The sequence below is a fragment of the Duganella sp. AC237 genome, assembly GCF_979254035.1.
In genome coordinates, this window is sequence record NZ_CEEDEW010000003.1 from 6,549,565 (window position 1) to 6,575,456 (window position 25,892).

Consider the following 25,892-nt stretch of genomic DNA (forward strand, 5'->3'; position numbering starts at 1 on the left):
CCACTCGCAATCGAGTGGGCGGGATTTTTGCTACGAACTACGATTAACGCGAGTACAGTTCGACGATCAGCGATTCGTTGACGTCGTTGGCGATCTCGTTACGCTCTGGCAGGGACTTGAAGGTGCCTTCCATTTTCTTGGCATCGACCGACACCCAGCTTGGCATGCCGACTTGTTCAGCCAGCGACAGCGCTTCAACGATACGCACTTGCTTCTTCGACTTTTCGCGCACGGCAACGACGTCGCCGATCTTGACCGAGTACGAAGCGATGTTGACCACTTGGCCGTTCACGGTGAACGCCTTGTGCGATACCAGCTGACGCGCTTCAGCGCGGGTCGAGCCGAAGCCCATGCGGTATGCAACGTTGTCCAGGCGGGTTTCCAGCAGCTTCAGCAGGGTTTCGCCGGTGTTACCCTTGCGACGGTCCGCTTCAGCGAAGTAGCGACGGAACTGACGTTCCAGAACGCCGTACATACGCTTGACTTTTTGCTTTTCGCGCAGTTGGTTACCGTAGTCCGAGGTGCGGGCACCCGACTTGACGCCGTGCTGGCCTGGTTTGACGTCCAGTTTGCACTTGCTGTCGAGCGAGCGACGGGCGCTCTTCAGGAACAGGTCAGTACCTTCACGGCGGGAGAGTTTTGCTTTAGGTCCGATATAACGTGCCACGATGCTTCCTTTTTATAAATAATAACGCCCCAGCCACGTCGAAACATGGTTAGGCGCTAGTCTGATCCTCAGGGTGGGCCAGACGGTGGCTTAAATACGAATAACCCGCCGAATGTGTTCGACAGGCGACAACAGCCGGGCAGTATAACCGTTTCCGGCTTTCTGCTCCAGCGATTTCTAATAGCCGGAAGGAGGCGAAGCGAACTTCGCCGCCGACCGCGCGATTAGATACGACGACGTTTTGGAGGACGGCAGCCGTTGTGTGGCACTGGGGTAACGTCCTGGATCTCGGTGATCTTGATGCCCAGGTTGTTCAGTGCGCGCACTGCGGATTCGCGACCAGGACCTGGGCCCTTGATACGCACTTCCAGGTTCTTCACGCCGCATTCAACAGCGACTTTACCAGCCGCTTCAGCCGCAACCTGCGCTGCGAACGGGGTCGATTTACGCGAACCCTTGAAGCCAGCACCACCGGAGGTCGCCCACGACAGAGCGTTGCCCTGACGGTCGGTGATGGTGATGATGGTGTTGTTGAAGGAAGCGTGAACGTGCGCGATACCTTCGGCGACGTTCTTCTTGACCTTCTTGCGTACGCGCGCTGCTGCTGCGCTGCTTTGTTGCTTAGCCATGTGATTTCCCTAGATTATTTCTTGAGCGATTGAGCGGCTTTGCGCGGGCCCTTGCGGGTACGTGCATTGGTGCGGGTGCGCTGACCGCGGACCGGCAGGCCCTTACGGTGACGCATGCCGCGGTAGCAACCCAGATCCATCAAACGCTTGATGTTCATGGACAGTTCGCGGCGCAGGTCGCCTTCGACGATGAATTTAGCTACTTCATCGCGCAGCTTTTCCAGCTCGCTGTCGTCCAGATCCTTGACCTTTTTATCGGTCGCAATACCCGTCGCGGCGCAGATGAACTTTGCGCGTGGGCGGCCTACACCGTAGATGGCCGTCAGGCCGATAACGGTGTGCTGATGATTTGGGATATTAACCCCTGCAATACGTGCCATTCGTTATTCCTCGATAAATAACGGTTATTAACCTTGACGCTGCTTGTGACGCGGTTCGACGCAGATTACGCGAACGACGCCCTTGCGCTTGATGATCTTGCAGTTGCGGCAGATCCGCTTGACTGAGGCGTTAACTTTCATTTTGCTCTCTCTTTGGTTAGTTACTTGGTCCGGAACACAATGCGTGCTCGGCTCAGATCGTAAGGTGTCAGTTCGACCGTCACCTTGTCGCCAGGAAGAATGCGGATATAGTTCATCCGCATTTTACCCGAAATATGCCCGAGCACCACGTGTCCGTTTTCCAGCTTTACTCGAAATGTTGCATTGGGGAGATTCTCAAGAATCTCGCCCTGCATCTGTATGACGTCGTCTTTTGCCATTCGGTATGTTTACCGCGCTTATCGCGTCGGAATTCCGCCTTTGAAATTTGCTTTGCGCAGCAGCGATTCATATTGCTGCGACATCACGTAGTTTTGTACCTGGGCCATGAAATCCATGGTCACAACCACAATAATCAACAGAGAAGTACCACCAAAATAAAACGGTACCTTCCACTCGGCTTGCATGAATTCCGGCAACAAACACACCAAAGTGATGTAGATGGCGCCAGCCAGTGTCAAACGTGTCAGGATCTTGTCGATGTAACGGGCAGTCTGCTCACCGGGACGGATCCCTGGCACAAAGGCCCCGCTCTTCTTCAAGTTATCCGCTGTTTCCTTGCTGTTGAAGACCAGCGCCGTATAGAAGAAACAGAAAAACACGATCGCAATGGCATACAACAGTGCGTGGATGGGCTCGCCTGGCCCCATCGATGCTGCCAAATCTTTCAGGAACCGGACGACAGGGTTGGCCGTATCGGCGCCCTGCGTGAACCAGCCCACGATCGTTGCCGGGAACAAGATAATCGACGAAGCGAAAATCGGTGGGATCACGCCGGCCATGTTCAACTTCAATGGCAGGTGCGACGTTTGTCCACCGTAAATCTTGTTACCCACCTGGCGCTTGGCGTAGTTCACCAGAATCTTGCGCTGGCCACGTTCGACAAACACCACGAAGAACGTCACCGCCACCACCAGGATCATGATGATGATCGCCGAGAACGCGCCGATCGAACCGTTGCTCACCGAGGCACCCAAACCGCCCAGCGCGCTCGGCAGACCTGCCGCGATACCCGCGAAGATGATGATCGAGATGCCGTTGCCCAGACCGCGTTCGGTGATCTGCTCGCCGAGCCACATGACGAACATGGTGCCGGTCAGCAAAGTGACCACGGTCACGAAGCGGAACGCGTAGCCGGGATCGAGCACCAGGCCGGGCTGCGACTCCAGCGCCACGGCGATCGACAACGCCTGGAACAGCGCCAGCACGACCGTGAAATACCGGGTGTACTGGGTGATCTTGCGACGGCCCGATTCGCCTTCCTTCTTCAGCGCTTCCATCTGCGGCGACACGATCGACACCAGCTGCATGATGATCGAGGCCGAAATGTAAGGCGTGATACCCAGCGCAAAGACTGTGAAGCGCGCCAGAGCGCCACCACTGAACATGTTCAACATGCCCAGGATGCCGCCCTCTTGCGACTTGAACAGCGCGGCCAATTGTACCGGATCGATCCCGGGAACCGGGATGTGAGCGCCGATACGATAAACCACCAATGCACCAAGCAAGAACCAGAGCCGGTTCCAAGGGAACCCGGCAGCAGCACTTTTAGCCAATTGTGGATTAGTCGCCAATTTTCGCTCCGATCAAGCTGTTAGCGGTCAACTCAGGCTACCGAGCCGCCGGCTGCTTCGATGGCCGCTTTCGCGCCAGCGGTCACTTTCAGGCCTTTGAGGTTCACCGCTTTGGTGATCTCGCCGGACAGAATGACGCGCACGTCGCGGGCCAGCACAGCCAGCACGCCGGCTTGCTTGAGCACCAGGATGTCGACGTCGCCGACCGGCAGGTTGTTCAGGTCGGACAGGCGCACTTCAGCTTTGAAGGTGGCGTTGAGCGACTTGAAACCGCGCTTAGGCAGACGGCGTTGCAGAGGCATCTGACCGCCTTCGAAACCGACTTTGTGGAAGCCGCCCGAACGCGATTTTTGACCCTTGTGACCACGGCCCGAGGTTTTACCCAGACCGGAGCCGATACCGCGGCCGACGCGACGCTTGTAGTGCTTGGCGCCATCGGCTGGTTGAATGGTATTCAGTTCCATGATTTCTCCGTGTGTAAGCCCGAGGGCTTACGCAACTACTTTAACGAGGTACGATACTTTGTTGATCATGCCGCGCACGGATGGGGTGTCTTGCAGCTCGGAGACCGAGTTGACACGACGCAGGCCCAGACCGCGGACGGTGGCACGGTGGTCTTCACGCGTGCCGATCAAGCCCTTGACCAATTGTACTTTGACGGTTTTGGTTGTCATAACGTTCACCTTAGCCCAGGATTTCTTCTACCGACTTGCCGCGTTTCGCAGCAATTTCAGCAGGAGTACTCATTTTTGCCAGACCATCCAGCGTTGCACGGACCAGGTTGTAAGGGTTGCTCGAGCCGGTGGATTTCGCCACGACGTCGGTCACGCCCATTACTTCGAAGATCGCGCGCATTGCGCCGCCGGCGATGACGCCGGTACCTGGTTTCGCAGGCGACATCATCACTTTCGATGCGCCGTGACGGCCGGTAACGGTGTGCTGCAGGGTGCCGTTTTTCAGGTTGACCTTGATCAGGTTGCGACGGGCTTCTTCCATTGCCTTCTGCACACCGACCGGTACCTCTTTCGACTTGCCCTTGCCCATGCCGATGCGGCCATCGCCGTCACCAACCACGGTCAGCGCGGCGAAACCCATGATACGACCACCCTTGACCACTTTGGTCACGCGGTTGATCGCGATCATTTTTTCGCGCATGCCGTCATCCGGCTTGTCGCTTGCCATTTTTGCTTGCATTTTTGCCATGATCGTTCCTTAGAACTTCAGACCGGCTTCGCGCGCGGCTTCTGCCAGCGCCTTCACACGGCCGTGGTAACGGAAACCGGAGCGGTCGAACGCGACTTCGGTAATCCCTGCTTTCAGTGCTTTCTCTGCGACGCGCTTGCCGACGATCGCGGCAGCGGCAGCGTTGCCGCCCTTGCCCGATTTGCCAGCCAGTTCGTTGCGCACTTCGACTTCTGCCGTGGAGGCCGATACCAGTACTTTGGCATCCGGCGAGATCAGGTTCGCGTAGATATGCAGGTTAGTGCGGTGTACCGACAGGCGGTTCACTTTCTGTTGCGCGATCTTGATCCGGGTTTGGCGTCCGCGGCGCAGACGTGATTCTTTCTTGTCCATCGTCAGCCCCTAGTTACTTCTTCTTGGTTTCTTTGATCTTAACCACTTCGTCCGCATAGCGAACACCCTTGCCCTTGTAAGGCTCTGGGGAGCGGTAAGCGCGAACTTCAGCAGCCACTTGGCCCACTTGCTGACGGTCGATCCCTTTGATGATGATCTCCGTCGGCGTTGCGGTAGCGCAGGTGACGCCGGCTGGCATCGAGTGCACGACAGGGTGCGAGAAGCCCAGCGACAGATTCAGCTTGTCGCCCTGCGCTTGCGCCTTGTAACCCACACCGACCAGGTTCAGCTTTTTCTCGAAACCCTTGGTGACGCCGGTGACCATGTTGTTGACCAGGGCGCGCAGCGTGCCGGACATGGCATTGGCTTCGCGGCTGTCATCGGCCGGGACGAAATTGAGGGTTCCTTCTTTGTTTTCCACTTTGACCTGGCCGTTGAGGACCTGGGTCAAGACGCCCAGCGGGCCCTTGACAGTGATCGCCTGTGCGGAGATGGCGACATCAGCGCCAGCTGGCACAGCGATTGGCATTTTAGCTACACGAGACATGTCTAACTCCTTATGCGACGTAGCAAATAACTTCGCCGCCGACACCGGTAGCGCGTGCTTTGCGGTCCGTCATGACGCCTTGCGGAGTCGACACGATCGCCACACCCAAGCCATTCATCACAGTAGGGATCTCGTCCTTGCCCTTGTAGACGCGCAGGCCCGGACGGGACACGCGCTCAAGGCGCTCGATGACGGGACGGCCAACATAATACTTCAAACCGATTTTCAGTTCCGCTTTGCCACCAGCTTCGGCTACGGCGAAATCTTCAATGTAACCCTCGTCCTTGAGGACGTTGGCAATCGCAATTTTGACTTTCGACGATGGCATGGCCACGGTCGTTTTTTGCACGCCCTGGGCGTTACGAATGCGGGTCAGCATATCGGCGATAGGATCGCTCATACTCATTGCATATTCTCCTATTACCAGCTTGCTTTAGTCATACCCGGAATCTCACCACGCATGGCGAATTCACGGAGCTTGATACGGCCCAGACCGAATTTACGGAAAGTGCCGCGAGGACGACCGGTGACGGCGCAGCGGTTACGCTGGCGGGTCGGAGCCGAGTTACGTGGCAGCGCTTGCAGCTTCAGGCGCGCTTCGTAACGTTCTTCTTCCGACTTCGACTGGTCATCAATGATGGCCTTCAGCGAAGCGCGCTTGGCGGCGAATTTGTTCGCCAGGTCCACACGCTTTTGCTCACGGTTAATCAGTGCGAGTTTTGCCATGATCTTCTTAGTTCCTGAACGGGAATTTAAAGGCGGCGAGCAAAGCTTTGGCTTCGTCGTCGGTCTTGGCGGTGGTGGTAATCGAAATGTTCATACCACGCAGCGCATCGATCTTGTCGTACTCGATCTCAGGGAAGATGATCTGCTCTTTGACACCGATGTTATAGTTGCCGCGGCCATCGAACGAACGACCATTGACACCACGGAAATCGCGCACGCGCGGCAGGGCCACGGTGATGAAGCGATCGAGGAACTCGTACATGCGAGCGCCACGCAGGGTGACCATGGTACCGATCGGGTAGCCTTCACGGATTTTGAAACCCGCGATAGCTTTGCGCGACTTGGTCGTCACTGGCTTTTGGCCAGCGATCTTGGTCAGGTCGCCGACGGCGTGTTCGAGGACTTTCTTGTCCGCGATTGCCTCACCAACACCCATGTTCAGGGTGATCTTGGTCAGGCGTGGAACTTCCATCACCGACTTGTAACCGAATTTCGCGGTCAGGTCGGCGACGACTTTATCTTTGTAGAATTCTTGGAGACGTGCCATGATTTCTTAAGCCTTCACTACTTCGCCGGACGATTTGAAGATGCGGACTTTTTTGCCATCCACTTCTTTGAAACCGACACGGTCTGCCTTGCCACTAGCTGCATTGAACAATGCAACGTTGGACACGTGAATCGGCATAGTCTTGTCGACGATACCACCTTGTACGCCAGTCATTGGGTTAGGCTTGGTCGCTTTTTTAGCGACGTTGACGCCTTCAACCACGACATGCTCCGCATCTACACGACGCGAAACGACGCCACGTTTGCCCTTGTCTTTCCCGGTCAGAACGATGACTTCGTCGTTTTTACGAATCTTATCCATTACGACTCCTTACAGGACTTCCGGTGCCAGGGACACGATCTTCATGAACTTTTCAGTGCGCAGCTCGCGCGTCACTGGTCCAAAAATACGGGTACCGATCGGTTCCAGCTTGGCGTTCAACAGAACGGCGGCATTGCCGTCGAACTTCACCAGGGAACCGTCTTGGCGGCGAACACCTTTAGCGGTGCGCACAACCACGGCGTTATAAATTTCACCTTTTTTGACACGGCCACGTGGCGCGGCGACTTTGACAGTCACTTTGATCACATCGCCAATGCCAGCATAACGGCGCTTGGAACCGCCCAATACCTTGATGCACATAACTTCTTTTGCACCGGTATTGTCGGCCACTTCGAGCCGGCTTTCAGTTTGAATCATAGTATTCTCTTTCCCAACTTAAGCCGAAGAATCCACACAATGCGGACCTGCGGTCAGTCTTGGTCCCGCCAGCGCGCCCATGCAGGGCGTGATGTTTGGGTGCTTGACCTTCGTACTGCGACCGACCGCACGGTTCTGCGTCTGTGGCCAGACACTTTGCGGCGTTACATGAACGAAGCCCGCAAGTATATAACACAACTCGCGGGCTTGCAAGAACTAATTAAAAACACCCCGCCCGCCGTTGCCGGCAAAGCGGGGCGCACTTAATTAAACGATTTGCGCGGCTTGCACCACGCGCGTCACGGTCCATGCCTTCGTTTTGGAGATCGGACGACCTTCCACGATTTCCACCGTGTCACCGGTTTTCACCTGGTTGGTCTCGTCATGCGCGTGATACTTGTTCGAGCGCATGATGATCTTGCCGTACAAAGGATGCTTGACGTGACGTTCGATCAGAACGGTAACGGTTTTGTCCATTTTGTCGGACACCACTTTACCGACCAGCGTGCGCTTGAGCGGCTTGTTCACTGTTTCGGTCATTTGGCTTCCTTGGTGTTCATTACCGTTTTTACACGTGCGATGTCGCGACGTACCTTCTTGAGCTGCGAAGTATTGCTCAGCTGCTGCGTCGCGATTTGCATGCGCAGGCCGAACTGGGCCTTCAACAGGTCAGTCAGCTCTTTTTGCAGAGCTACCTGGTCTTTGCCGCGGAGTTCAGATGCTTTCATATTTCACTCCTGTTATTGGCCGACTTGGCGGACCACGAAGGTCGTCGCCAGTGGCAGTTTGGCAGCGGCCAGGCGGAATGCTTCGCGCGCCAAGGTTTCGTCGACGCCGTCCATTTCGTACAGGACTTTGCCCGGACGGATTTCAGCGACGTAGTACTCTGGATTGCCCTTACCGTTACCCATACGAACTTCGGCTGGCTTGTTCGAAATCGGTTTGTCCGGGAAGATGCGGATCCAGATACGGCCGCCACGTTTGATGTGACGGGTCATGGCGCGACGAGCGGCTTCGATCTGGCGTGCCGTGATACGACCACGGGCAACGGCTTTCAGACCGAATTCACCGAACGACACCGAAGTGCCGGTGCCATGCGAAATGCCGGTGTTACGGCCTTTCTGCTCTTTACGATACTTCCTGCGTGCTGGTTGCAGCATGATTATTCTCCTGCTTTCTCGGCCGGCTTGGCGGCAGCGGCGCTACGAACGCGGGCTGCGCCTGGAGCGGCTGGTTTAGCACCGGCGCCGGCGCCGGCTGGGCGCGGACGGCCAGCTGGTTTGCCGTCGTCACGACGTGGGCCACGTGGCTTCTTCTCGTCCGGCGGGGTATCGATGACTGGTGCGTCGCCGTTCGGCGCGCGGTCACCCTTGTATACCCAGACCTTGACACCGATGATGCCGTAGGTGGTCGAAGCTTCGCTGGTGCCGTAGTCGATGTCGGCGCGCAGGGTGTGCAGTGGCACACGACCTTCGCGGTACCACTCTTTACGAGCGATTTCGATACCGTTCAGACGACCCGACGACATGATCTTGATGCCCAGGGCACCCAGACGCATGGCGTTTTGCATGGCGCGCTTCATCGCGCGGCGGAACATGATGCGCTTTTCCAGCTGCTGGGCGATCGAATCGGCGATCAGCTGCGAGTCGATTTCCGGCTTGCGGATTTCTTCGATGTTCACGTGGACAGGAACGCCCATGATCTTGGTCAGCGCCGACTTCAGTACTTCGATGTCTTCGCCTTTTTTACCAATGACCACGCCCGGACGCGAGCTGTAGATCGTGAAACGCGCGTTCTTGGCTGGACGCTCGATGACGATGCGGCCGACCGAAGCGTTCTTCAGCTTGGTCTTCAGGTAGGCGCGCGCCTTCAAGTCTTCGTTCAGCATCGAAGCGAAGTTGCTGTTGCCAGCATACCAACGCGAGGCCCAGTTACGGGTAACCGACAGGCGGAAGCCGGTTGGGTGGATTTTTTGACCCATGCTATAGCTCCTTAGTTGCCGACGGTCACGTAAATGTGACACGATTGCTTCGAGATGCGATCACCCCGGCCCTTAGCGCGTGCGGTGAAGCGCTTGAGGATCGGACCCTTTTCGACGTAGATGACTTTGACGAACAATTCGTCGATGTCGGCGCCATCGTTGTGCTCGGCGTTGGCGATCGCCGACTCCAGCACTTTCTTGATGATGGTCGCGCCCTTTTTCGGGCTGAATTGCAGAATGTTGAGTGCTGCGTCAACTTTCTTGCCGCGGATCTGGTCGGCCACGAGGCGACCTTTCTGATCCGACAAGCGCACACCCTTGAGGATTGCTTTGGTTTCCATTATTTCTTCGCCTTCTTGTCAGCGGCATGGCCCTTGAACGTGCGGGTCAGCGCGAATTCACCGAGCTTGTGACCAACCATGTTCTCGGAGACGTACACCGGCACGTGCAGCTTGCCATTGTGGACGGCGATCGTCAGGCCGATGAAGTCAGGCATGATGGTCGAACGACGGGACCAGGTTTTGATTGGCTTTTTGTCTTTGGCCGCTTGCGCCGCTTCGACTTTTTTCACCAGGTGGGCGTCACAGAACGGCCCTTTTTTCAATGAACGAGTCATGTGCTACCCCTTATTTCTTGCCGCGGCGCGAGACGATCATGGAAGAAGTGCGCTTGTTGCTGCGGGTCTTCTTACCCTTCGTCTGTTGGCCCCAAGGCGACACTGGATGACGACCAGCTGCGGTTTTACCTTCACCACCACCGTGCGGGTGATCGACCGGGTTCATGACCACACCGCGAACGGTAGGACGAACACCGCGCCAGCGCATCGCACCAGCTTTACCAATCTTGCGCAGGCTGTGTTCGGCATTGCCGACTTCACCCACGGTGGCACGGCACTCGATGTGCACGCGACGGACTTCACCCGAGCGCAGGCGGACCTGGGCGTAGGTGCCTTCGCGGGCCATCAACACGACGCCGGCGCCGGCGGTACGGGCCATCTGGGCACCCTTACCTGGCAGCATTTCGACGCAGTGCATGACGGTACCGACCGGGATGTTGCGGATCGGCAGGCAGTTGCCCGACTTGATCGGCGCTTCCGAGCCGTTCATGACGGTGTCGCCCACGCTCATGCCCTTGGTGGCGATGATGTAGTGACGCTCGCCGTCGGCGTAGCACAGCAGGGCGATATTCGCGGTGCGGTTTGGATCGTATTCGATCCGTTCCACTTTCGCAGGAATGCCATCCTTCTGACGCTTGAAGTCGATCAGGCGATAGTGTTGCTTGTGACCACCACCGATGTGACGGGTGGTGATGTGGCCGTTGTTGTTACGGCCGGCGGTCTTCGATTTTTTCTCAACCAGGGCTGCGAACGGACGACCTTTGTACAGGTCCGGGTTCACAACCTTCACCATGCCGCGACGGCCTGGCGAGGTTGGCTTCATCTTAACGAGTGCCATTATTTAGCCTCCTCGGAGAAATTGATTTCCTGGCCAGGCTTCAGGCACACGAAAGCACGCTTGGTATGGTTGCGGCGGCCGGTGTGGGCGCCGGAACGCTTCTGCTTACCTTCGCGGTTGACGGTCTGCACCGATTCCACTTCGACTTTGAACAGCAGTTCAACGGCGGCCTTGATTTCTGGCTTGGTCGCGTCGGTGGTAACACGGAACACGATCTGCTCGTTCTTTTCCGCGACCATGGTGGCCTTCTCGGAAATGACCGGAGCTACCAGCACCTTCATCAGGCGCTCTTCGCTAAATTTCAATGCGCTCATGCCAGCATCTCCTCAATCTTGGCCAATGCGGCCTTGGTCACTACAATCTTCTTGTAGAACACCAGCGACATTGGATCTGCGTGACGTGGCTCGACAACCAGAACGTTCGGCAGATTGCGCGAAGCCAGTTCCAGGTTTTCGTTGGCGACGTCGGTGATGATCAGTACCGAGTCAAAGCCCATGCCGGTCAGCTTTTGCGACAGCAGCTTGGTTTTTGGCGCTTCGATCGCGAAATCTTCGACCACAACCAGGCGCTCTTCGCGGGCCAGCTGGGACAGAATCGAGCAGATACCTGCGCGGTACATCTTCTTGTTCACTTTGTGGGTGAAGTTCTCGTCGGGCGAGTTCGGGAAGATGCGACCACCGCCGCGCCACAGTGGCGACGACGACATACCAGCACGAGCGCGGCCGGTGCCTTTTTGGCGCCATGGCTTCTTGGTCGTGTGGTGGACTTCTTCACGGTCTTTTTGTTTACGGTTGCCGCTGCGCGCATTGGCTTGGTAAGCAACGACGATCTGGTGGATCAGGGCTTCGTTGTAGTCGCGGCCGAAGATGGTGTCGGCGGCAGCTACGTTAGAGGCGGCTTGACCTTGAGCGTTCAAGAGCTTGAGTTCCATCGTTTAAGCTCCCTTCTTTGCTTTAACTTTAACAGCAGGCGATACGACGACCTGGCCATTTTTCGCGCCAGGAATCGCGCCTTTGACCAGCAGCAGCTGACGGTCGGCGTCGATACGGGCGATTTCGAGGTTCTGCACGGTGCGGGTGACGTCACCGAGGTGACCGGTCATGCGCTTACCTGGGAACACGCGGCCTGGATCCTGCGCCATACCGATGGAGCCTGGAACGTTGTGCGAACGCGAGTTACCGTGGGTGGCACGGCCCGAAGCAAAGTGGTGACGCTTGATGGTACCGGCATAGCCCTTACCGATCGTGACACCTTGAACGTCGATCTTTTGACCGACTTCGAACAGCGAAGCGGCAACGACATCGCCGGCTTTCAATTCTGCTGCCTTGGTGGCGTCGACGCGGAACTCTTTCAACAGAGTACCGGCTTCAACACCAGCTTTAGCGTGGTGACCAGCAACAGCCTTCGTTACGCGGGAAGCGCGACGTTGACCGAATGCGACCTGAACTGCGGAGTAACCATCAGTTTCAGGAGTTTTGATTTGCGCAACACGGTTGTTCGATACGTCCAGCACGGTGACAGGGATCGAGTCCCCTTCATCCGTGAAGATGCGCATCATACCAACCTTGCGACCGAGGAGGCCAAGGCTCATTTTTTCTCCAATTCCCACCTACGATTGGGCGGGGATATGTTGAACTACAAAATTAGTACGGACCAATAAAAGGTCGAATCCATACCGAAGCCGGCTAGTGTAGCGTGAAAAGGGGCTTGACGCAACAACTAAGTACGGGGTATGTCGGGTTTACGCGGAATTATCGGGCCGGTGTGGCGGGACGGGGGAAAGCGAGGCGGGATGCGGGTTGCGGCCATGTCATCGACGGCTTGCTTTCGCCAATCAATCCGGCGGGGCGGGGACATTATCCCGCCTTTATCGCAGCTCTGATCTGCCGAATGGCCTCTTCGTGCGGTATCGATGGCGACGAATCGTCGAGCGCCTCCTGGATTTGCGCCAGCAGCCAGGCGTCGTAGGAAGGATCGTCCGAGTAGCCTTCAAGGCGGCCGTCGACCTGGAACTGGCAGATGCCCAATGATTGCAGCCGCCGCTCGACGTCGTCGAGCGCCGCAAAGATCGCTACCCGGTTGCTCTCGGCATCCACCAACGAATAATCTTTGCGCTCATCGTGGACATACACGGTCCAGCCGCCGGCTTGCGCCCGTACCGAGACGCTGAAATTGCCGCCTGCCTGGGCCAGTTCGGCCAGCGCGGCAGGTTGTATGGTCTGCGCTTTCATATGCCCTCCTCTCAGACAATCGGCATTCGACTAATCTAGCACAGACAGGGATGCAGGACCGAGAGCCGGCGCAGGCCCACGCTAAAGCGCGACGGCGCGTCGTCGAACCGACTGCTGAGCGGGATCAATCGACTCGCTTCAGGCGTCGGTAGCATGAACTCCCACCAGCCATCGCTGGCTCCCGCCCCACTCTTTCCAATCGATAAAAAGGCGCCCGACGGCACCAAGGAGACGTCATGAATAAACTGTTGCGCACGATATTGCCCGTATTGGCCGCCTGCGCCAGCCTGGCCGCCGGCCCCGCGCTGGCCAGCGCGAGTGGTACCACCAGCATCGGCAACGTCACGCTCGGCGTCATCGACCTCACGCCGCAGGACGACGCTAACGCCGGCTATATCATCGATTCATTCGAAAGCCGGCTCATGGTCTACACCGATACCAGCAATACCGGCGGCGGCTTCTATCCAACCACTGTGACTCCGCCGCCTTACACCGCCGGCAACGCGCAGATGGCGCACAGCTCGGCCACGGCCGGCGCCACCACCACCGGCGCCATGGGCAATGTCGCCGCCCACGTCACCACCGGCACCGCCCTCGGGCTGGACAACATGGTCAGTGCCGACAGCCAGCAGTGGATATGGCTGACCCTGGCCCCGCATACATTGCTGACCGTGTCCGGCGATGTGCTCACTGATGCCACGCGCTCGCTGGACGCCGGCGAAGGGAATGGCGTCTTCAGCTGGGCATCGGTCGACATCACCGACAGCGAAATGCACACCTTCAGCTATCTGTCGCGCGAGAGCGCGCTGATCTGGGGCGAGGACACCAGCGCCGCCAGCAGCAGCGAATTCTTCACCCTGGCCTTCGCCAACCCCGGCGCCACCGCCATGACAGTGAGCGTCAACTTCCTCGCCTACACGGACATCACGGTGACGGCTGCCGTGGTGCCGGAGCCGACCACCTACGCCATGCTGCTGGCCGGCTTGCTGCTAACGGGCAGCGCCGTCCGGCGGGCGGGCCGCACATCCTGACCCTTGGCTCTAGGCCCTTGACGCAACAACTCAGTACGAGGCATGTCGGGTTTACGCGGAATTATCGGCCGGTGTGGCTGGACGGGGGAAAGCGAGGCGACATGCGGGTTGCGGCGGGGAGCGTCTACTAGGTGCCTGGCTTCGGCCATTGCCTGGAAGTGTGTAATATCCGCAAAACATACACGCGGTCGCCTACTACCTTGTATACCATCGAATAATGGCGATGAACGATAAGTTCACGGGTTCCAGCCTCCCTCCCCGTCCGTCCCATATGCGGGTGAGAGGCAAGGAGCGCTGCTTGCGCAGCGATAGTGCGCAGCAGTTTTTCGGCACCGCGAATGCTACCGGCGGAGATTTTACGGGCGATCGCCTCAAGATCGCCAAGCGCCCTCGCCCTCCACACGACGGCCGGCACTGTGGCCTCAGCTTAATTTCAATGCCGCGCGTATCTGACGCATTGCTTCTTCATGCGGAATCGGTGGACTCGGGTCGTCCAGCGCTTCTTGTACCTGGGCCCTGAACCAAGCGTTGTATTCCGGGTCCACTTCCGTGAAGGGCGCATCCATCGGGCTGTCGGAGCCGTTACACGCCACTTCAAAATGCACGACACCAAGTTCCCGTAATTCCAATTCAACGTCAGTAAGGGTCGCAAATGCCGCTGCTAAGCCTTCGGATGTGCGGCTAAGCGCGCGCACATTCGCATGGGTATGAATAAAAATACGCCAATTGTCATTGGCCCCGACGACCGACACGTCGCAATCCTCATCCGAGTGCACCAACGCGCGCATTTCCTCGAAATCCAAAGTATTCGCGTTCATAGCGGCTCTTTCGCTAATTCTTTACCATTGGCTCAGCCTACTGGGCAAGCCCGCGCGACCCGTTAGAGCGGGCCTCCTAAAGAAGCCATTATATGCCCGCATCGCTCGCGCACGATCACCCCTCGGGAACATGGATGCGGGCCTTGATGTGCTTCAAATGGGCGACGATGGTGAAGGTCATCACCACCAACAGCGACCACGAGCTCCACTTGCTGACATGGACCGCCGACCACGCGCCCAATTGGTTGGGATAGCGCCACACGCCCCAGAAGGTGCTGATGTTCTCGGCCAGCCAGATGAAGAAGCCGATCAGCACAAAACTCAGCAACAAAGGCATCTGGCGATCGCGGTCGAGCGGGCGGAACACCACCGTGGTGCGCGCATACAGGCCCAGCGCGCACGCGGCCAAATACCAGCGGTAGTCGCCGATGTAGTGGTGGGTGAAGAAGTTGACATATATAAGGAGCGCGACAAACACCGCCATCCAGTACGGCGGGTGATGACGAATCCGCAAGTCGAACAAGCGCCACGCCTGGATGATATAGCTGCCGACGGCGGCGTACATAAAACCGGAGAACAGCGGCACGCCGAGCACCTTGGTGTAGGCGAAGTCCGGATAACTCCACGACTGGATGCTGCCCGACACCTTGAACACCTCCAGCGCGAAGCCGACCAAGTGGAACAGGCAGACGGCCTTGAGCTCGTCCCAGGTTTCGAGCCCGACCCATACCATCCACACCTGGATCGCCAAGGCCGCCACCAACAGCACGTCGTAGCGCGGCAAGCCGAGGATGCCGGCGCGCGGCACCAGGAACACGGCCGCGAAAAACAGTGCGACAAACAGGCACGCCCTCGCCTCCTTGATGCCGAAATAAAGGAACTCAATGAGAAACCGCGGAGCGCCGCGCAGTGTGTGACGAGGCGAATTGTTGAGCAAATGCAGGTCTAGCGCGGCGAGCATGGGGTATCCGGTTGGGCGATAATATGCTTGCTCTGCCGGGCGACGTGAAAGCCGGCCTTCTGCAGCGCCTTGACCACATCCAAGTGATTGACGCCGGGAACGCGGACCATGGCTACCGCACCACGTCCACTTCGCGCGTGATGGTACCGTGGAGATTCTCCTCCACGACTTCAAGATACTCGGCGATCGCCGATTTGATATTTTCAAGCGCCTCTTCCTCGGTTGCCCCTTGCGAACAACAACCTGGCAGCCCCGGAACAGAGACGCTATAGCCCTCTTCGGATTTATGAAGCGCAACTCGGTATTTCATGTCGCCTCCCGCTCAAAAGTCCATTATAGACCTCGGCCACCGCCTCTACCGATTCAACCGCCTGAGGATCTGCGCCCGCAACATGCGCGCGGCGTCGTCGTCGAGCGGCGCCAGCGAGTGGCGCGCGGCCGGCGGAATGTGCGCCGCCTCGCCGCCGTCGCTGTCGAACACGTAGTGGCGGAAGATCTCCTTCCACGCCGCGCGCTGGGCCGGCGGCAGGTCGCGCAAGGTCATCAAGGCCAGCGACAAGGTGCTGGCCGGCGTGTCCATCCAGTCCGGCGACTGGCGCCACCAGTAGTTGATCAGGATGTTGAACGATTCGAGTCCCTCGACGTGGTGCCACCACATGCTGGGGATGAACAGCGCGTCGCCCGCCTCCAGCTCGGCCGATTGCGCGTGCCGCAGCGCCTCGGCGAACAGCGGAAAGCGCTCGAAGTCCGGCCGCGCGAAATCGACCAGGCTGACCGATTGCCCGGCCGGCGTGAAGTCGAGCGGCCCGACATACAGGTTCTTCAGCTGCTCGGGCGGGAACAAGGTGAAGCGGCGGCGTCCGGCCGCCACGCACGCCAGGTTGTCCGGCACGTCGTAGTGGGCCGGAATGCGGGTGCGGTTGCCGATCCAGAGGCTGGCCAGCGGATCGCGTGCGCCGAGGTCGACATCGTTTTCGGCACGCAGGCCCGGCAGGCAGGTGTCGACCGTGGTCGAGCCGACGTACAAGGTCGGCGGATCGGCCGCGTCCAGGTGCGCGATGAGTGCGTCGAGCACCTGGTCGAAGCGCACCATCTGCGACGTGAAATTAAAGCCGCTCAGGTCGTCGTTATAAAAGATGCGGCCACCCGTGCCCGGCGGGCTGTGGCTGGCCAGCACGGTGGCGTCGCGGTAAAAGCGGCGCAGGTAGGCGTCGGCCTGCCCCGTCCCGGCGCGCGCGGCGCGCACCAGCGGCCAGTCGGCGACCAGCCCGCGCAGCACCAGCGGCACCGGCGAGGCCAATACTTCGTCGGACAGCGGCCCCGCGCCGCCCACTTCCACTATCTGTTGCATCGACTTCCCCAATGAAAAAGGCCGTCGCATCGCGACGGCCCGTGGCCCGGCTACACGCTACCGTTCAAGATCAGAACTTGTAGCGCGCGCCCAGCATGTAACGCGGACCGGCTTGCGTCACGTTCAGCGTCGAACGCTCGGTGCGGCCGTACTGGCGCTGGGTGGCGTTGGTCAGGTTGATGACCTCGGCCTGCAGGCTCAGCTTGTCGGTGACATTGTACCCAACACTGATGTCGGTCTGACCGTACTTGTCGGTATAGACCGGCGCCGGGCGGCCGCCGCCCGCATCGACGGTCGCGGCCAGGAAGCTGTCGCGCCAGTTGTAGGCCACGCGCACCGACCATTTCTGGTCTTCATAGATACCCACCAGATTGGCCGAGTTGCTCAGCCCCAGGATCGCGAACTGATCCTGGACATTGGCGTCGTCGTACTTGGTCGGCGACGTCACGTACGTGTAGTTGGCCTGGACGCCGAAGCCGGTGCGGCCGAACATGTGCTGCACGTTGATCTCGGCGCCCTTGACGGTGGCCGACTTCTGGTTGGCATACGAAGTCAGCAGGAAAGGCATCAGCGGATCGCCCGGCTGGCCGGTGATCTTGCCGTCGAGGTTGCCGTCCGACTTGACGCCGAGGTATTCCACGCCAGGCTGGCCGCGGAAGTTGGTCAGGATGTAGTTGCGCAGGCAGTTGGTGTCGGCCGCAGAGCAACCGGCGTTGCGCGCCGCGGTGTAATACGCGCCGCCGACCGGCGTGTGCAGGTTGTAGAGCGGCGTCGAGGTTGCCGTCTGGCCGGCGTAGTTGTCCATCTTCTTGTGGAAGCCGGCGACCGACAGCACGCTCTGCTGGTCGTAATACCATTCCCACGACAAGTCCAGGTTCTTCGACTTGACCGGTTTGAGGGCCGGGTTGCCGACCGAGGCGGTGCCGCCGGTAAACACGTTGCCGATGGTGCCGAGCGTCAAGCCGCCCTGCATCTGGTCGTAGCGCGGCCGGCCGATGGTGGTGCCGACGCTTGCGCGCAGTTTCATGTCGGGACGCAGATCGGCGTCGAAGTTCAGGGCCGGCAACACGTTGTTGTAGCTGGCGTCCTGGGTGCTGTACGACGCGCCGGCGAACTTGAGCGGCAATTCATTCTGCGATTCCCATACCACGCCGGTGCCCACCAGTACTTGCGCCACCGAGGTGACCTTGGTGCGCTCCATGCGCACGCCGACCGACGTATGGAACGGGATGGCGGCATCCCAGTCCGTGCCGAACGATACATAACCGGAGGTGGTTTTTTCCGTCAGCTTGCGGTCGGTGTCGGCGCTGTCGAAATTCGGCAGGTAGGTCGACAGGCCGGTGGCCGCGGCCGTGGCGGCGCGCACCTTGCCGAAGTCGAAGGTGTAGAGCGAACCGAACAGCTCTGGCGCGTTGTGGCCGCCGAATTCCTTGAAGAACGAGCCGAGCGAATTGGCCTGGAACAGGCTGCCCGGATAATCGGACGCCTTGGAGGCGCCGCCCCAGCTGTTGTTCTGCACGTTCGAATAGGTCGACCGGTTGGTCGAGTCGGTGTAGCCGACGCCGAAGTTCAGCTCGGACGCCTCGAACAGCTTCAGGTTACCCTTGGTCTGGGCCTGGTTGATGGTGGCCTTCTGCCAGCTGTTGTGGAACCACGAACCGGTGGCCTGGATCGGCGCGGCGGCCAGGTTGGCCGCCGGCATGCTCACCACCGGCAACTCTTTGGTGAAGTCGACCATCGTATTGCCGCGGCTGTAGCTGGCGTTCGACAGGTTGTTCTCGCTGCCCCATGGGCTGTCGGCGCCGGATTCGGCGTTCGAATGGTGGACGTCGAACTCCAGGCGCAGGTCGTTGGTGGCCTTCCATACGGTGTTGAAGCCGATCGACTTGTTCTTGGTCTTGGTCGCGTAGTCGCCGCCCACCACCGAGATATCCTGCGGCGTCGTATACGTTTCCATATAGGTCAGCGGGGTCTGCACCTTGCCGCCCGGCCAGGTGCTGGTCGAGGTCGGGGTCTGGCCGAACCACACGCTCAGCTCGTTGCGCTTGGTCTGGATCTTCTGTTCCGAGTACGTCAGGTCCAGGGTCGTGGTCAGTTCCTTGACCGGACGGAATTGCAGCACCAGCTGGCCGTTGGTGCGCTGACGCGAGATGGCGTTGACGCCGTAGCCGAAGTTCTGCGGGATCAGATACAAATCGTTCTGGCCGGGACGGTTGGTGATCTTCTCCGAGCCGGGCTGGCCCGGCTGCGGCAGGGTTGCGCCTTCCGGCAGGGTGGCAGAACCGAGGTACGGACCTTGGTAGCCATTGGCCAGGCCGGCGCGGTTGTAGCCGGAGTCGCGGCGCTGGTGGCTGGCGCTCACGGCGATGCCGAAACGGCCGTCTTCGCTGGTGTTGCTGTAGATGCCAGACACTTCAGGGGTGACGCTGTCGCCCTTGAGCATGCCGGGCAGTTCTTTATTGGAGTCGTCCTTGACGGCCTTGGCGCCGATGCTGGCACGCATGCCGGGATTGTCCAGCGGACGCGCGGTCATCACGTTGATGGTGGCGCCGATGCCGCCGGACGGGCTGTCGGCGCGGCCGGTTTTATACACCTGCAGCTGCGAGATCGCTTCCGAGGCCAGGTTGGAGAAGTCGAACGAACGGCCCGACAGGTCGCTCAGGTCGGTGGTCGGCATCTGGCGGCCGTTGAGCAGCACCAGGTTGAAGTCGGGACCGAGGCCGCGCACGGTGACCTTCTGGCCCTCGCCGTTGCTGCGGTCGATCGACACGCCGGAGATGCGCTGCAGCGATTCGGCCAGGTTGGTGTCGGGGAATTTACCGATGTCGTCGGCGACGATGCCGTCGACGATGCCGTCGGCGTTGCGCTTCATGTTCATGGTCGACTGCATGCTGGCGCGAATGCCGGTGACGACCACTTTCGGGCCGTCGGCGCCGTCACCGGGCACGCCGGCGGTCTGGGCGAACGCGGGCACGAACGTGGCGCACGCGCCGGCCACTGCCAGGCAGATCAACCGGCGCTGGCTCAGCGGCGACTCTGAAAACGTTTTCAAATTTTTATGCACTTACATCTCCTTAATTATATTTATCGCTCCGACGTATCGAGCAGGGTCGAGGCAACGTCGGAAGTGGCAACACTACAAACAACCGCAATTACTGTCGATCTGCTTTCAGTCGAATAACAAATCAATAAGGCCTTGCCAGAATAAGTGCAAAAAAACCATTAGTCAATTGATCGAACGAATTACCGCGCCAAATTCGTGCAGTGTTGTAAAGAAGCCCCAACCCGGCGCTTGTTTCCTCCCCAAAACGGGGCGAAAGCCGCGCACGCCCCCGCCGGCCGGCGTATGATCCCCCGCAGCCCCCACTTTGAAACGTGCCCATGATCGTCGCCGGCGACCAGCAGTTGCTCAAACAAATCAACCGCATGGCCCTGGTGCGCCGCCTGTGCGGCGCGCCCGGCCTGTCGCGCGCCGCGCTGGCCGAGGCGGTCGGCCTGACCAAGTCCACCGTCAGCCTGCTGGTGCGCGAGTTGCTCGACGAGGGCTGGCTCAGCGAAAGCGCGCTGGTCGCCACCGGCGCGCTGGGCCGGCGCGCCACGCCGCTGCGGCTCGACACCGGCCGCCTGGCGCTGCTGGGCGTCGACCTGGGCATCGGCGGCGCCCGCGTGGTCGCCACCGACCTGCTCGGCACGGTGCTGGCCGAGCGCGCCCTGCCCTACCCCGACCCGGCCGACCCGTCCGCCTGCGTCGGCCTGATCGCCGACGCGCTGATGGCGATGACGGCGCCCGGCGGCGCCCTCGGCGGACGGGCCCCGCTCGGCCTGGGCATCGGCGTGCCCGGCGTGGTCGACGACGCCACCGGCGTGTTGCGCTACGCGCCCCACCTGGGCTGGCGCGACGTCGACGTGCTCGGGGGATTGCGCGCACGCGTGGCCGCCGGCGCGCTGGCCGGGCTGCCGCTGTTCATCCAGAACGAGGCCAACGTTGCCGCGCTGGCCGAGCTCGAATTTGCCGGCCAGGTCGGCGCCGATCCGCTGATCTACCTGAGCATCGGCTACGGCGTCGGCGCCGGCATCGTCGTCAACGGCCGCCTGCTGACGGGCCTGTACGGTTTCGCGGGCGAGGTCGGCCACACCATCCTGCAGCAGGGCGGCCCGCGCTGCTCGTGCGGGCGGCGCGGCTGCGCCGACGCCCTGATCGGCATGCGCGCGCTGATGGACCAGGTCGACGGCGCGCCGGGCGCGGCCGGAGAAACCGGCAACGCCGGCGAGGCCGGCACGGGCGCGGCGTCCGGGCCGGAGCGGCTCGAGCGCCTGTTCGCCCAGGCCGGCGCCGGCGAGCCGGCCGCGTGCCGGGCGGTCGAGGCGGCCGGGCGCCACCTGGGCGTGCTGCTCAACAACCTGTGGGTGGCGTTCGACCCGATGTGCATCGTCGTCGGCGGCGCCGCGCTGCGCCTGGGCGAACGCTTTTTAGCGCCGGGGCGCGCCGTGCTGCGCGACTACGCCGAGGCCACCCAACTGCCGGCGCCGACCATCCGCACGCCCCACTTCGGCGCCAACGCCATCGCCATCGGCGGCGCGGCCATGGCGCGGCACCATCTGATGCGCCCGTTCGGCGGCCAGGGCGCCAGCCGCCAATTGCCGCCGGCCTGACGCAAAAAAGCCGGGCGTGCTCGCGTTGGCGAACAGGCCCGGCTCTTCAACACCGTGGACGGGAACGACCCCGCCCACCGGCTCAGCAATGATTATTGCAGTTTGATTTCGACATCGACGCCAGCTGGCAGGTCCAGCTTCATCAGCGCGTCAACGGTCTTGTCGGTTGGGTCGACGATGTCCATCAGGCGCTGGTGGGTGCGGATTTCGAACTGGTCGCGCGAAGTCTTGTTGACGTGTGGCGAACGCAGAACGTCGAAACGCTGGATGCGGGTTGGCAGTGGGACTGGGCCCTTGACCACGGCGCCGGTGCGCTTGGCGGTGTCAACGATTTCCAGTGCGGACTGGTCGATCAGCTTGTAGTCGAAAGCCTTCAGGCGGATACGGATTTTCTGGTTTGGTGCGGACATGATTTTTCCTTGAAAAGAGCGAACTGGCAACTATGTAGCGCCAGCAATATTTAAAAGAACGAGTTGTAACGCGTAAGGGTCGACATGGTATCACACCATGCCGACCCTGTTTCAATCACGCAAAATTAATTAGGCGATGATCTTAGCAACCACACCCGCGCCGACGGTACGACCGCCTTCACGGATAGCGAAACGCAGGCCTTCTTCCATCGCGATCGGGTTGATCAGCTTGACGGTGATCGACACGTTGTCGCCTGGCATAACCATTTCTTTGTCCGCTGGCAGTTCGATCGAACCGGTCACGTCAGTCGTACGGAAGTAGAACTGTGGACGATAGTTGTTGAAGAACGGGGTGTGACGGCCGCCTTCATCTTTCGACAGGACATAGATCTCGCCGGTGAAGTGGTTGTGCGGCTTGATCGAACCCGGCTTGGCCAGAACCTGACCACGCTGTACGTCTTCACGCTTGGTGCCGCGCAGCAGCAGACCGACGTTGTCGCCGGCTTGACCCTGGTCCAGCAGCTTGCGGAACATTTCCACGCCGGTGCAAGTGGTCTTGACGGTGTCGGTGATACCAACGATTTCGATCTCTTCGCCGACCTTGATGATGCCGCGCTCGATACGACCGGTCACAACGGTACCGCGACCCGAGATCGAGAACACGTCTTCCACTGGCATCAGGAAGGCGCCATCGACTGCGCGCTCTGGCGTAGGGATGTAGCTGTCCAGTGCGTCGGCCAGACGCATGATCGCGTCAACGCCCATTTCGCCTTCTTTGCCTTCCAGCGCCATACGGGCCGAACCTTTGATGATCGGCACGTCGTCGCCTGGGAATTCGTACTTCGACAACAACTCGCGAACTTCCATTTCGACCAGTTCCAGCAGCTCAGCGTCGTCGACCAGGTCGCACTTGTTCAGGAACACGATGATGTATGGAACGCCAACCTGGCGGGCCAGCAGGATGTGCTCGCGGGTCTGTGGCATCGGGCCGTCAGCTGCGGAGCACACCAGGATCGCGCCGTCCATCTGTGCCGCGCCGGTGATCATGTTTTTGATGTAGTCGGCGTGGCCTGGGCAGTCAACGTGTGCGTAGTGACGGGCAGCGGTTTCGTACTCGACGTGCGCGGTGTTGATGGTGATGCCGCGTGCTTTTTCTTCCGGAGCCGCATCGATCTGGTCGTATGCTTTCGCTTCGCCGCCGAATTTCTTCGACAGAACGGTAGCGATTGCAGCGGTCAGGGTGGTCTTGCCGTGGTCGACGTGGCCGATGGTGCCGACGTTGACGTGCGGCTTGGTCCGTTCGAATTTACCTTTTGCCATTTTATTCTTCCTTAGAACAATGTTTTAAATATGCGCCGCCGAGGATCTCCCGGCGGCGCAAAAATACAAAAATTACTTAGCTTTAGCAGTGACGATCGCGTCGATAACGTGCTTAGGCGCTTCCGAGTAGTGCTTGAATTCCATCGTGTAGGTAGCACGACCTTGCGTTGCGGAACGCAGCGTGGTCGAGTAACCGAACATTTCGGACAGCGGCACTTCAGCTTTGATGATCTTGCCACCGCCGCCTGGGATCTCGTCCATGCCCTGCACCATACCGCGGCGGGACGACAGGTCGCCCATCACGGTACCGGCGTAGTCTTCCGGCGTTTCCACTTCCACAGCCATCATCGGCTCCAGAATAACCGGCGACGCTTTGCGGCAGCCTTCCTTGAACGCCATCGAAGCGGCCATCTGGAACGCGTTTTCGTTCGAGTCCACATCGTGGTACGAACCGAAGAACAGCGTGACCTTGACGTCGACCACTGGGTAGCCGGCCAGAACACCGGTGTTCAGGGTACCGCGCACACCCTTTTCAACCGCAGGGATGTATTCGCGTGGAACCGTGCCGCCTTTGATGGCGTCAACGAATTCGAAACCTTTACCTGGTTCTTGCGGTTCGATCTTCAAAACCACGTGACCGTATTGACCACGACCACCCGACTGCTTGACGAACTTGCCTTCGGATTCTTCGCAGGTTTTGCGGATCGTTTCGCGGTACGCAACCTGTGGCTTGCCGACGGTCGCTTCCACGCCGAATTCGCGCTTCATGCGGTCGACGATAATTTCCAGGTGCAGCTCGCCCATACCACCGATGATGGTCTGGCCCGACTCTTCGTCGGTCTTGACGCGGAACGACGGATCTTCCTGTGCCAGGCGGTTCAGTGCCAGACCCATTTTTTCCTGGTCGGCCTTGGTCTTTGGTTCCACGGCCTGCTGAATCACCGGCTCAGGGAAGACCATGCGCTCCAGCACGATGATCGAGGTCGGATCGCACAGGGTTTCGCCCGTGGTCACGTCTTTCAGGCCAACGGCGGCGGCGATGTCGCCGGCGCGCACTTCTTTGATCTCTTCGCGCTGGTTCGCGTGCATCTGCAGAATACGGCCCAGACGCTCTTTACGACCCTTGACCGAGTTGTACACGGTGTCGCCCGAATTGACGGCGCCCGAGTACACGCGGAAGAAGGCCAGCTGGCCGACGAACGGGTCGGTCATGATCTTGAACGCCAGCGCCGAGAACTTCTCTTCGTCGGACGGCTTGCGGGTGGTCGGCTGTTCGTCCTCGTCGGTACCGCCGACGTCTTCGATGTCCAGTGGCGACGGCAGGTACTCGATGACCGCGTCCAGCATGGCTTGCACGCCCTTGTTCTTGAAAGCGGTACCGCACATCATCGGCACGATTTCCGAAGCGATGGTGCGATCGCGCAGCGCTTTCTTGATCTCGGCTTCGGACAGGTCACCCTCTTCCAGGTACTTGTTCATCAGTTCTTCGGTCGCTTCGGCGGCGACTTCAACCATCTTCTCGCGCCACTCGGCGGCCGATGCAGCCAGCTCTTCCGGGATCTCGACGTAGTCGAACTTCATGCCCTGGGACGCTTCGTCCCACAGGATGGCTTTCATCTTGACCAGGTCGATAACGCCTTTGAAGTTTTCTTCGGCGCCGATCGGGATCTGGATCAGGACCGGGTTTGCCTTCAGGCGAGCGCGCATCTGCTCGTAGACCTTGAAGAAGTTGGCGCCGGTACGGTCCATCTTGTTGACGAAGGCCAGACGTGGCACTTTGTACTTGTTGGCCTGACGCCATACGGTTTCCGACTGTGGCTGAACACCGCCCACTGCGCAGTAAACCATGCAAGCGCCGTCGAGCACGCGCATCGAGCGTTCGACTTCAATGGTGAAGTCGACGTGGCCCGGCGTGTCGATGATGTTGATGTGGTGCTCAGGGAAGTTGTTAGCCATCCCTTTCCAGAAGCAGGTGGTCGCAGCGGACGTAATGGTGATGCCGCGCTCTTGCTCCTGCTCCATCCAGTCCATGGTGGCGGCGCCATCGTGAACTTCACCGATCTTGTGGTTCACGCCCGTGTAGAACAGGACGCGTTCGGTGGTGGTGGTCTTACCTGCATCGATGTGAGCGGAGATACCGATATTGCGGTAGCGCTCGATGGGGGTCTTGCGGGCCATA

The 25,892-nt window shown here is 59.8% G+C and carries 38 protein-coding genes; 2 read left to right on the forward strand and 36 right to left on the reverse strand.

Annotation, left to right across the window (positions count from 1 at the left end; genetic code table 11):
- Positions 1–43: 43 nt before the first annotated feature.
- The 27 genes from rpsD to AC0IYS_RS29000 form a co-directional block, all read right to left on the reverse strand.
- A complete protein-coding gene (rpsD, locus tag AC0IYS_RS28870) occupies positions 44–667 on the reverse strand; it encodes a 30S ribosomal protein S4 (protein WP_471708417.1) in 624 nt (207 codons plus the stop codon).
- A gap of 224 nt (positions 668–891) precedes the next feature.
- Positions 892–1,296, reverse strand: a complete 405-nt coding sequence (gene rpsK, locus AC0IYS_RS28875) for a 30S ribosomal protein S11 (protein WP_008444339.1) — start codon at positions 1,294–1,296, stop codon at positions 892–894.
- Between the two features lie 14 nt (positions 1,297–1,310).
- Positions 1,311–1,676, reverse strand: coding sequence for a 30S ribosomal protein S13 (gene rpsM / locus AC0IYS_RS28880; protein WP_019923475.1), 366 nt, complete (start codon positions 1,674–1,676; stop codon positions 1,311–1,313).
- Between the two features lie 27 nt (positions 1,677–1,703).
- Positions 1,704–1,817, reverse strand: a complete 114-nt coding sequence (gene rpmJ, locus AC0IYS_RS28885) for a 50S ribosomal protein L36 (RefSeq protein WP_005663407.1) — start codon at positions 1,815–1,817, stop codon at positions 1,704–1,706.
- Between the two features lie 20 nt (positions 1,818–1,837).
- Entirely contained in the window at positions 1,838–2,056 is a 219-nt protein-coding gene (gene infA, locus AC0IYS_RS28890; protein WP_005663428.1) for a translation initiation factor IF-1, read from the reverse strand.
- Between the two features lie 18 nt (positions 2,057–2,074).
- Complete coding sequence (gene secY / locus AC0IYS_RS28895) at positions 2,075–3,409, reverse strand: preprotein translocase subunit SecY (protein WP_315401711.1); 1,335 nt, start codon at positions 3,407–3,409, stop codon at positions 2,075–2,077.
- A gap of 32 nt (positions 3,410–3,441) precedes the next feature.
- Entirely contained in the window at positions 3,442–3,873 is a 432-nt protein-coding gene (gene rplO, locus AC0IYS_RS28900; RefSeq protein WP_090325894.1) for a 50S ribosomal protein L15, read from the reverse strand.
- A 27-nt stretch (positions 3,874–3,900) separates the two neighbouring features.
- Positions 3,901–4,083 carry a 50S ribosomal protein L30 gene (rpmD, locus tag AC0IYS_RS28905; protein WP_090325890.1) on the reverse strand — a complete coding sequence of 61 codons (183 nt, stop codon included), beginning with the start codon at positions 4,081–4,083 and terminating at the stop codon, positions 3,901–3,903.
- A gap of 10 nt (positions 4,084–4,093) precedes the next feature.
- Complete coding sequence (gene rpsE, locus AC0IYS_RS28910; RefSeq protein WP_026334874.1) at positions 4,094–4,612, reverse strand: 30S ribosomal protein S5; 519 nt, start codon at positions 4,610–4,612, stop codon at positions 4,094–4,096.
- Positions 4,613–4,621: 9 nt separating this feature from the next.
- Positions 4,622–4,984 carry a 50S ribosomal protein L18 gene (gene rplR / locus AC0IYS_RS28915; protein WP_090325886.1) on the reverse strand — a complete coding sequence of 121 codons (363 nt, stop codon included), beginning with the start codon at positions 4,982–4,984 and terminating at the stop codon, positions 4,622–4,624.
- Positions 4,985–4,997: 13 nt separating this feature from the next.
- Positions 4,998–5,531 (reverse strand): 50S ribosomal protein L6, encoded by a 534-nt coding sequence (rplF, locus tag AC0IYS_RS28920; RefSeq protein WP_090325882.1) that lies wholly within the window; start codon positions 5,529–5,531, stop codon positions 4,998–5,000.
- 10 nt (positions 5,532–5,541) lie between these two features.
- A complete protein-coding gene (rpsH, locus tag AC0IYS_RS28925) occupies positions 5,542–5,937 on the reverse strand; it encodes a 30S ribosomal protein S8 (RefSeq protein ID WP_008444325.1) in 396 nt (131 codons plus the stop codon).
- A 14-nt stretch (positions 5,938–5,951) separates the two neighbouring features.
- Entirely contained in the window at positions 5,952–6,257 is a 306-nt protein-coding gene (gene rpsN / locus AC0IYS_RS28930) for a 30S ribosomal protein S14 (RefSeq protein WP_008444324.1), read from the reverse strand.
- A gap of 7 nt (positions 6,258–6,264) precedes the next feature.
- Positions 6,265–6,804: a 50S ribosomal protein L5 gene (gene rplE / locus AC0IYS_RS28935; protein WP_090325878.1), complete on the reverse strand. Its 540-nt coding sequence runs from the start codon at positions 6,802–6,804 to the stop codon at positions 6,265–6,267.
- Positions 6,805–6,810: 6 nt separating this feature from the next.
- Complete coding sequence (gene rplX / locus AC0IYS_RS28940; protein ID WP_090325875.1) at positions 6,811–7,125, reverse strand: 50S ribosomal protein L24; 315 nt, start codon at positions 7,123–7,125, stop codon at positions 6,811–6,813.
- Between the two features lie 9 nt (positions 7,126–7,134).
- The gene (rplN, locus tag AC0IYS_RS28945; RefSeq protein ID WP_008444317.1) at positions 7,135–7,503 is read right to left on the reverse strand and encodes a 50S ribosomal protein L14; all 369 of its coding nucleotides are present in this window, start codon (positions 7,501–7,503) and stop codon (positions 7,135–7,137) included.
- A gap of 267 nt (positions 7,504–7,770) precedes the next feature.
- A complete protein-coding gene (gene rpsQ / locus AC0IYS_RS28950) occupies positions 7,771–8,043 on the reverse strand; it encodes a 30S ribosomal protein S17 (RefSeq protein ID WP_090325872.1) in 273 nt (90 codons plus the stop codon).
- Complete coding sequence (gene rpmC / locus AC0IYS_RS28955) at positions 8,040–8,231, reverse strand: 50S ribosomal protein L29 (protein WP_090325867.1); 192 nt, start codon at positions 8,229–8,231, stop codon at positions 8,040–8,042. The genes rpsQ and rpmC overlap by 4 nt, the downstream gene beginning before the upstream one ends.
- 12 nt (positions 8,232–8,243) lie before the next feature.
- Complete coding sequence (gene rplP / locus AC0IYS_RS28960) at positions 8,244–8,663, reverse strand: 50S ribosomal protein L16 (RefSeq protein WP_090325864.1); 420 nt, start codon at positions 8,661–8,663, stop codon at positions 8,244–8,246.
- Between the two features lie 2 nt (positions 8,664–8,665).
- Positions 8,666–9,484 (reverse strand): 30S ribosomal protein S3, encoded by an 819-nt coding sequence (rpsC, locus tag AC0IYS_RS28965; RefSeq protein WP_090325859.1) that lies wholly within the window; start codon positions 9,482–9,484, stop codon positions 8,666–8,668.
- An 11-nt stretch (positions 9,485–9,495) separates the two neighbouring features.
- Entirely contained in the window at positions 9,496–9,828 is a 333-nt protein-coding gene (rplV, locus tag AC0IYS_RS28970) for a 50S ribosomal protein L22 (RefSeq protein WP_173595008.1), read from the reverse strand.
- Positions 9,825–10,100 carry a 30S ribosomal protein S19 gene (gene rpsS, locus AC0IYS_RS28975; protein ID WP_008444295.1) on the reverse strand — a complete coding sequence of 92 codons (276 nt, stop codon included), beginning with the start codon at positions 10,098–10,100 and terminating at the stop codon, positions 9,825–9,827. The genes rplV and rpsS overlap by 4 nt, the downstream gene beginning before the upstream one ends.
- A gap of 10 nt (positions 10,101–10,110) precedes the next feature.
- The gene (gene rplB / locus AC0IYS_RS28980; protein WP_090325854.1) at positions 10,111–10,938 is read right to left on the reverse strand and encodes a 50S ribosomal protein L2; all 828 of its coding nucleotides are present in this window, start codon (positions 10,936–10,938) and stop codon (positions 10,111–10,113) included.
- Positions 10,938–11,252, reverse strand: a complete 315-nt coding sequence (rplW, locus tag AC0IYS_RS28985) for a 50S ribosomal protein L23 (protein WP_090325850.1) — start codon at positions 11,250–11,252, stop codon at positions 10,938–10,940. The genes rplB and rplW overlap by 1 nt, the downstream gene beginning before the upstream one ends.
- Complete coding sequence (gene rplD / locus AC0IYS_RS28990; RefSeq protein WP_090325845.1) at positions 11,249–11,869, reverse strand: 50S ribosomal protein L4; 621 nt, start codon at positions 11,867–11,869, stop codon at positions 11,249–11,251. The genes rplW and rplD overlap by 4 nt, the downstream gene beginning before the upstream one ends.
- 3 nt (positions 11,870–11,872) lie before the next feature.
- Positions 11,873–12,529 carry a 50S ribosomal protein L3 gene (rplC, locus tag AC0IYS_RS28995; protein ID WP_090325842.1) on the reverse strand — a complete coding sequence of 219 codons (657 nt, stop codon included), beginning with the start codon at positions 12,527–12,529 and terminating at the stop codon, positions 11,873–11,875.
- Positions 12,530–12,794: 265 nt separating this feature from the next.
- Complete coding sequence (locus tag AC0IYS_RS29000) at positions 12,795–13,169, reverse strand: antitoxin PaaA2 family protein (protein WP_471708418.1); 375 nt, start codon at positions 13,167–13,169, stop codon at positions 12,795–12,797.
- Positions 13,170–13,405: 236 nt separating this feature from the next.
- Here AC0IYS_RS29000 and AC0IYS_RS29005 point away from each other — a divergent pair, with 236 nt between their 5' ends.
- A complete protein-coding gene (locus AC0IYS_RS29005) occupies positions 13,406–14,200 on the forward strand; it encodes a PEP-CTERM sorting domain-containing protein (RefSeq protein WP_471708419.1) in 795 nt (264 codons plus the stop codon).
- Positions 14,201–14,327: 127 nt separating this feature from the next.
- Here the strand turns inward: AC0IYS_RS29005 and AC0IYS_RS29010 are convergent, their stop codons facing one another.
- From AC0IYS_RS29010 to AC0IYS_RS29035, 6 genes are all read right to left on the reverse strand, one after another.
- Positions 14,328–14,615: a type II toxin-antitoxin system RelE/ParE family toxin gene (locus tag AC0IYS_RS29010; protein WP_471708420.1), complete on the reverse strand. Its 288-nt coding sequence runs from the start codon at positions 14,613–14,615 to the stop codon at positions 14,328–14,330.
- Between the two features lie 7 nt (positions 14,616–14,622).
- On the reverse strand, positions 14,623–15,018 hold the full coding sequence (locus AC0IYS_RS29015) for an antitoxin PaaA2 family protein (protein WP_471708421.1): 396 nt from the start codon (positions 15,016–15,018) through the stop codon (positions 14,623–14,625).
- A gap of 115 nt (positions 15,019–15,133) precedes the next feature.
- Positions 15,134–15,979, reverse strand: a complete 846-nt coding sequence (locus tag AC0IYS_RS29020) for a DUF817 domain-containing protein (RefSeq protein WP_471708422.1) — start codon at positions 15,977–15,979, stop codon at positions 15,134–15,136.
- Positions 15,980–16,091: 112 nt separating this feature from the next.
- Positions 16,092–16,289, reverse strand: coding sequence for a type II toxin-antitoxin system HicB family antitoxin (locus tag AC0IYS_RS29025; RefSeq protein ID WP_471708423.1), 198 nt, complete (start codon positions 16,287–16,289; stop codon positions 16,092–16,094).
- 45 nt (positions 16,290–16,334) lie between these two features.
- Complete coding sequence (locus AC0IYS_RS29030) at positions 16,335–17,330, reverse strand: cupin-like domain-containing protein (RefSeq protein ID WP_471708424.1); 996 nt, start codon at positions 17,328–17,330, stop codon at positions 16,335–16,337.
- 70 nt (positions 17,331–17,400) lie between these two features.
- On the reverse strand, positions 17,401–20,382 hold the full coding sequence (locus AC0IYS_RS29035) for a TonB-dependent receptor (RefSeq protein WP_471708425.1): 2,982 nt from the start codon (positions 20,380–20,382) through the stop codon (positions 17,401–17,403).
- Positions 20,383–20,711: 329 nt separating this feature from the next.
- On the opposite strand from AC0IYS_RS29035, the gene AC0IYS_RS29040 reads away from it, so the two are divergent.
- The gene (locus tag AC0IYS_RS29040; protein WP_471708426.1) at positions 20,712–21,983 is read left to right on the forward strand and encodes an ROK family transcriptional regulator; all 1,272 of its coding nucleotides are present in this window, start codon (positions 20,712–20,714) and stop codon (positions 21,981–21,983) included.
- Between the two features lie 92 nt (positions 21,984–22,075).
- Here AC0IYS_RS29040 and rpsJ read toward each other — a convergent pair whose 3' ends face one another.
- From rpsJ to fusA, 3 genes are all read right to left on the reverse strand, one after another.
- A complete protein-coding gene (gene rpsJ, locus AC0IYS_RS29045; RefSeq protein ID WP_005663509.1) occupies positions 22,076–22,393 on the reverse strand; it encodes a 30S ribosomal protein S10 in 318 nt (105 codons plus the stop codon).
- Between the two features lie 129 nt (positions 22,394–22,522).
- Positions 22,523–23,713, reverse strand: coding sequence for an elongation factor Tu (tuf, locus tag AC0IYS_RS29050; protein ID WP_090325678.1), 1,191 nt, complete (start codon positions 23,711–23,713; stop codon positions 22,523–22,525).
- 72 nt (positions 23,714–23,785) lie between these two features.
- Complete coding sequence (gene fusA / locus AC0IYS_RS29055; RefSeq protein WP_090325822.1) at positions 23,786–25,891, reverse strand: elongation factor G; 2,106 nt, start codon at positions 25,889–25,891, stop codon at positions 23,786–23,788.
- Position 25,892 lies beyond the last annotated feature (1 nt).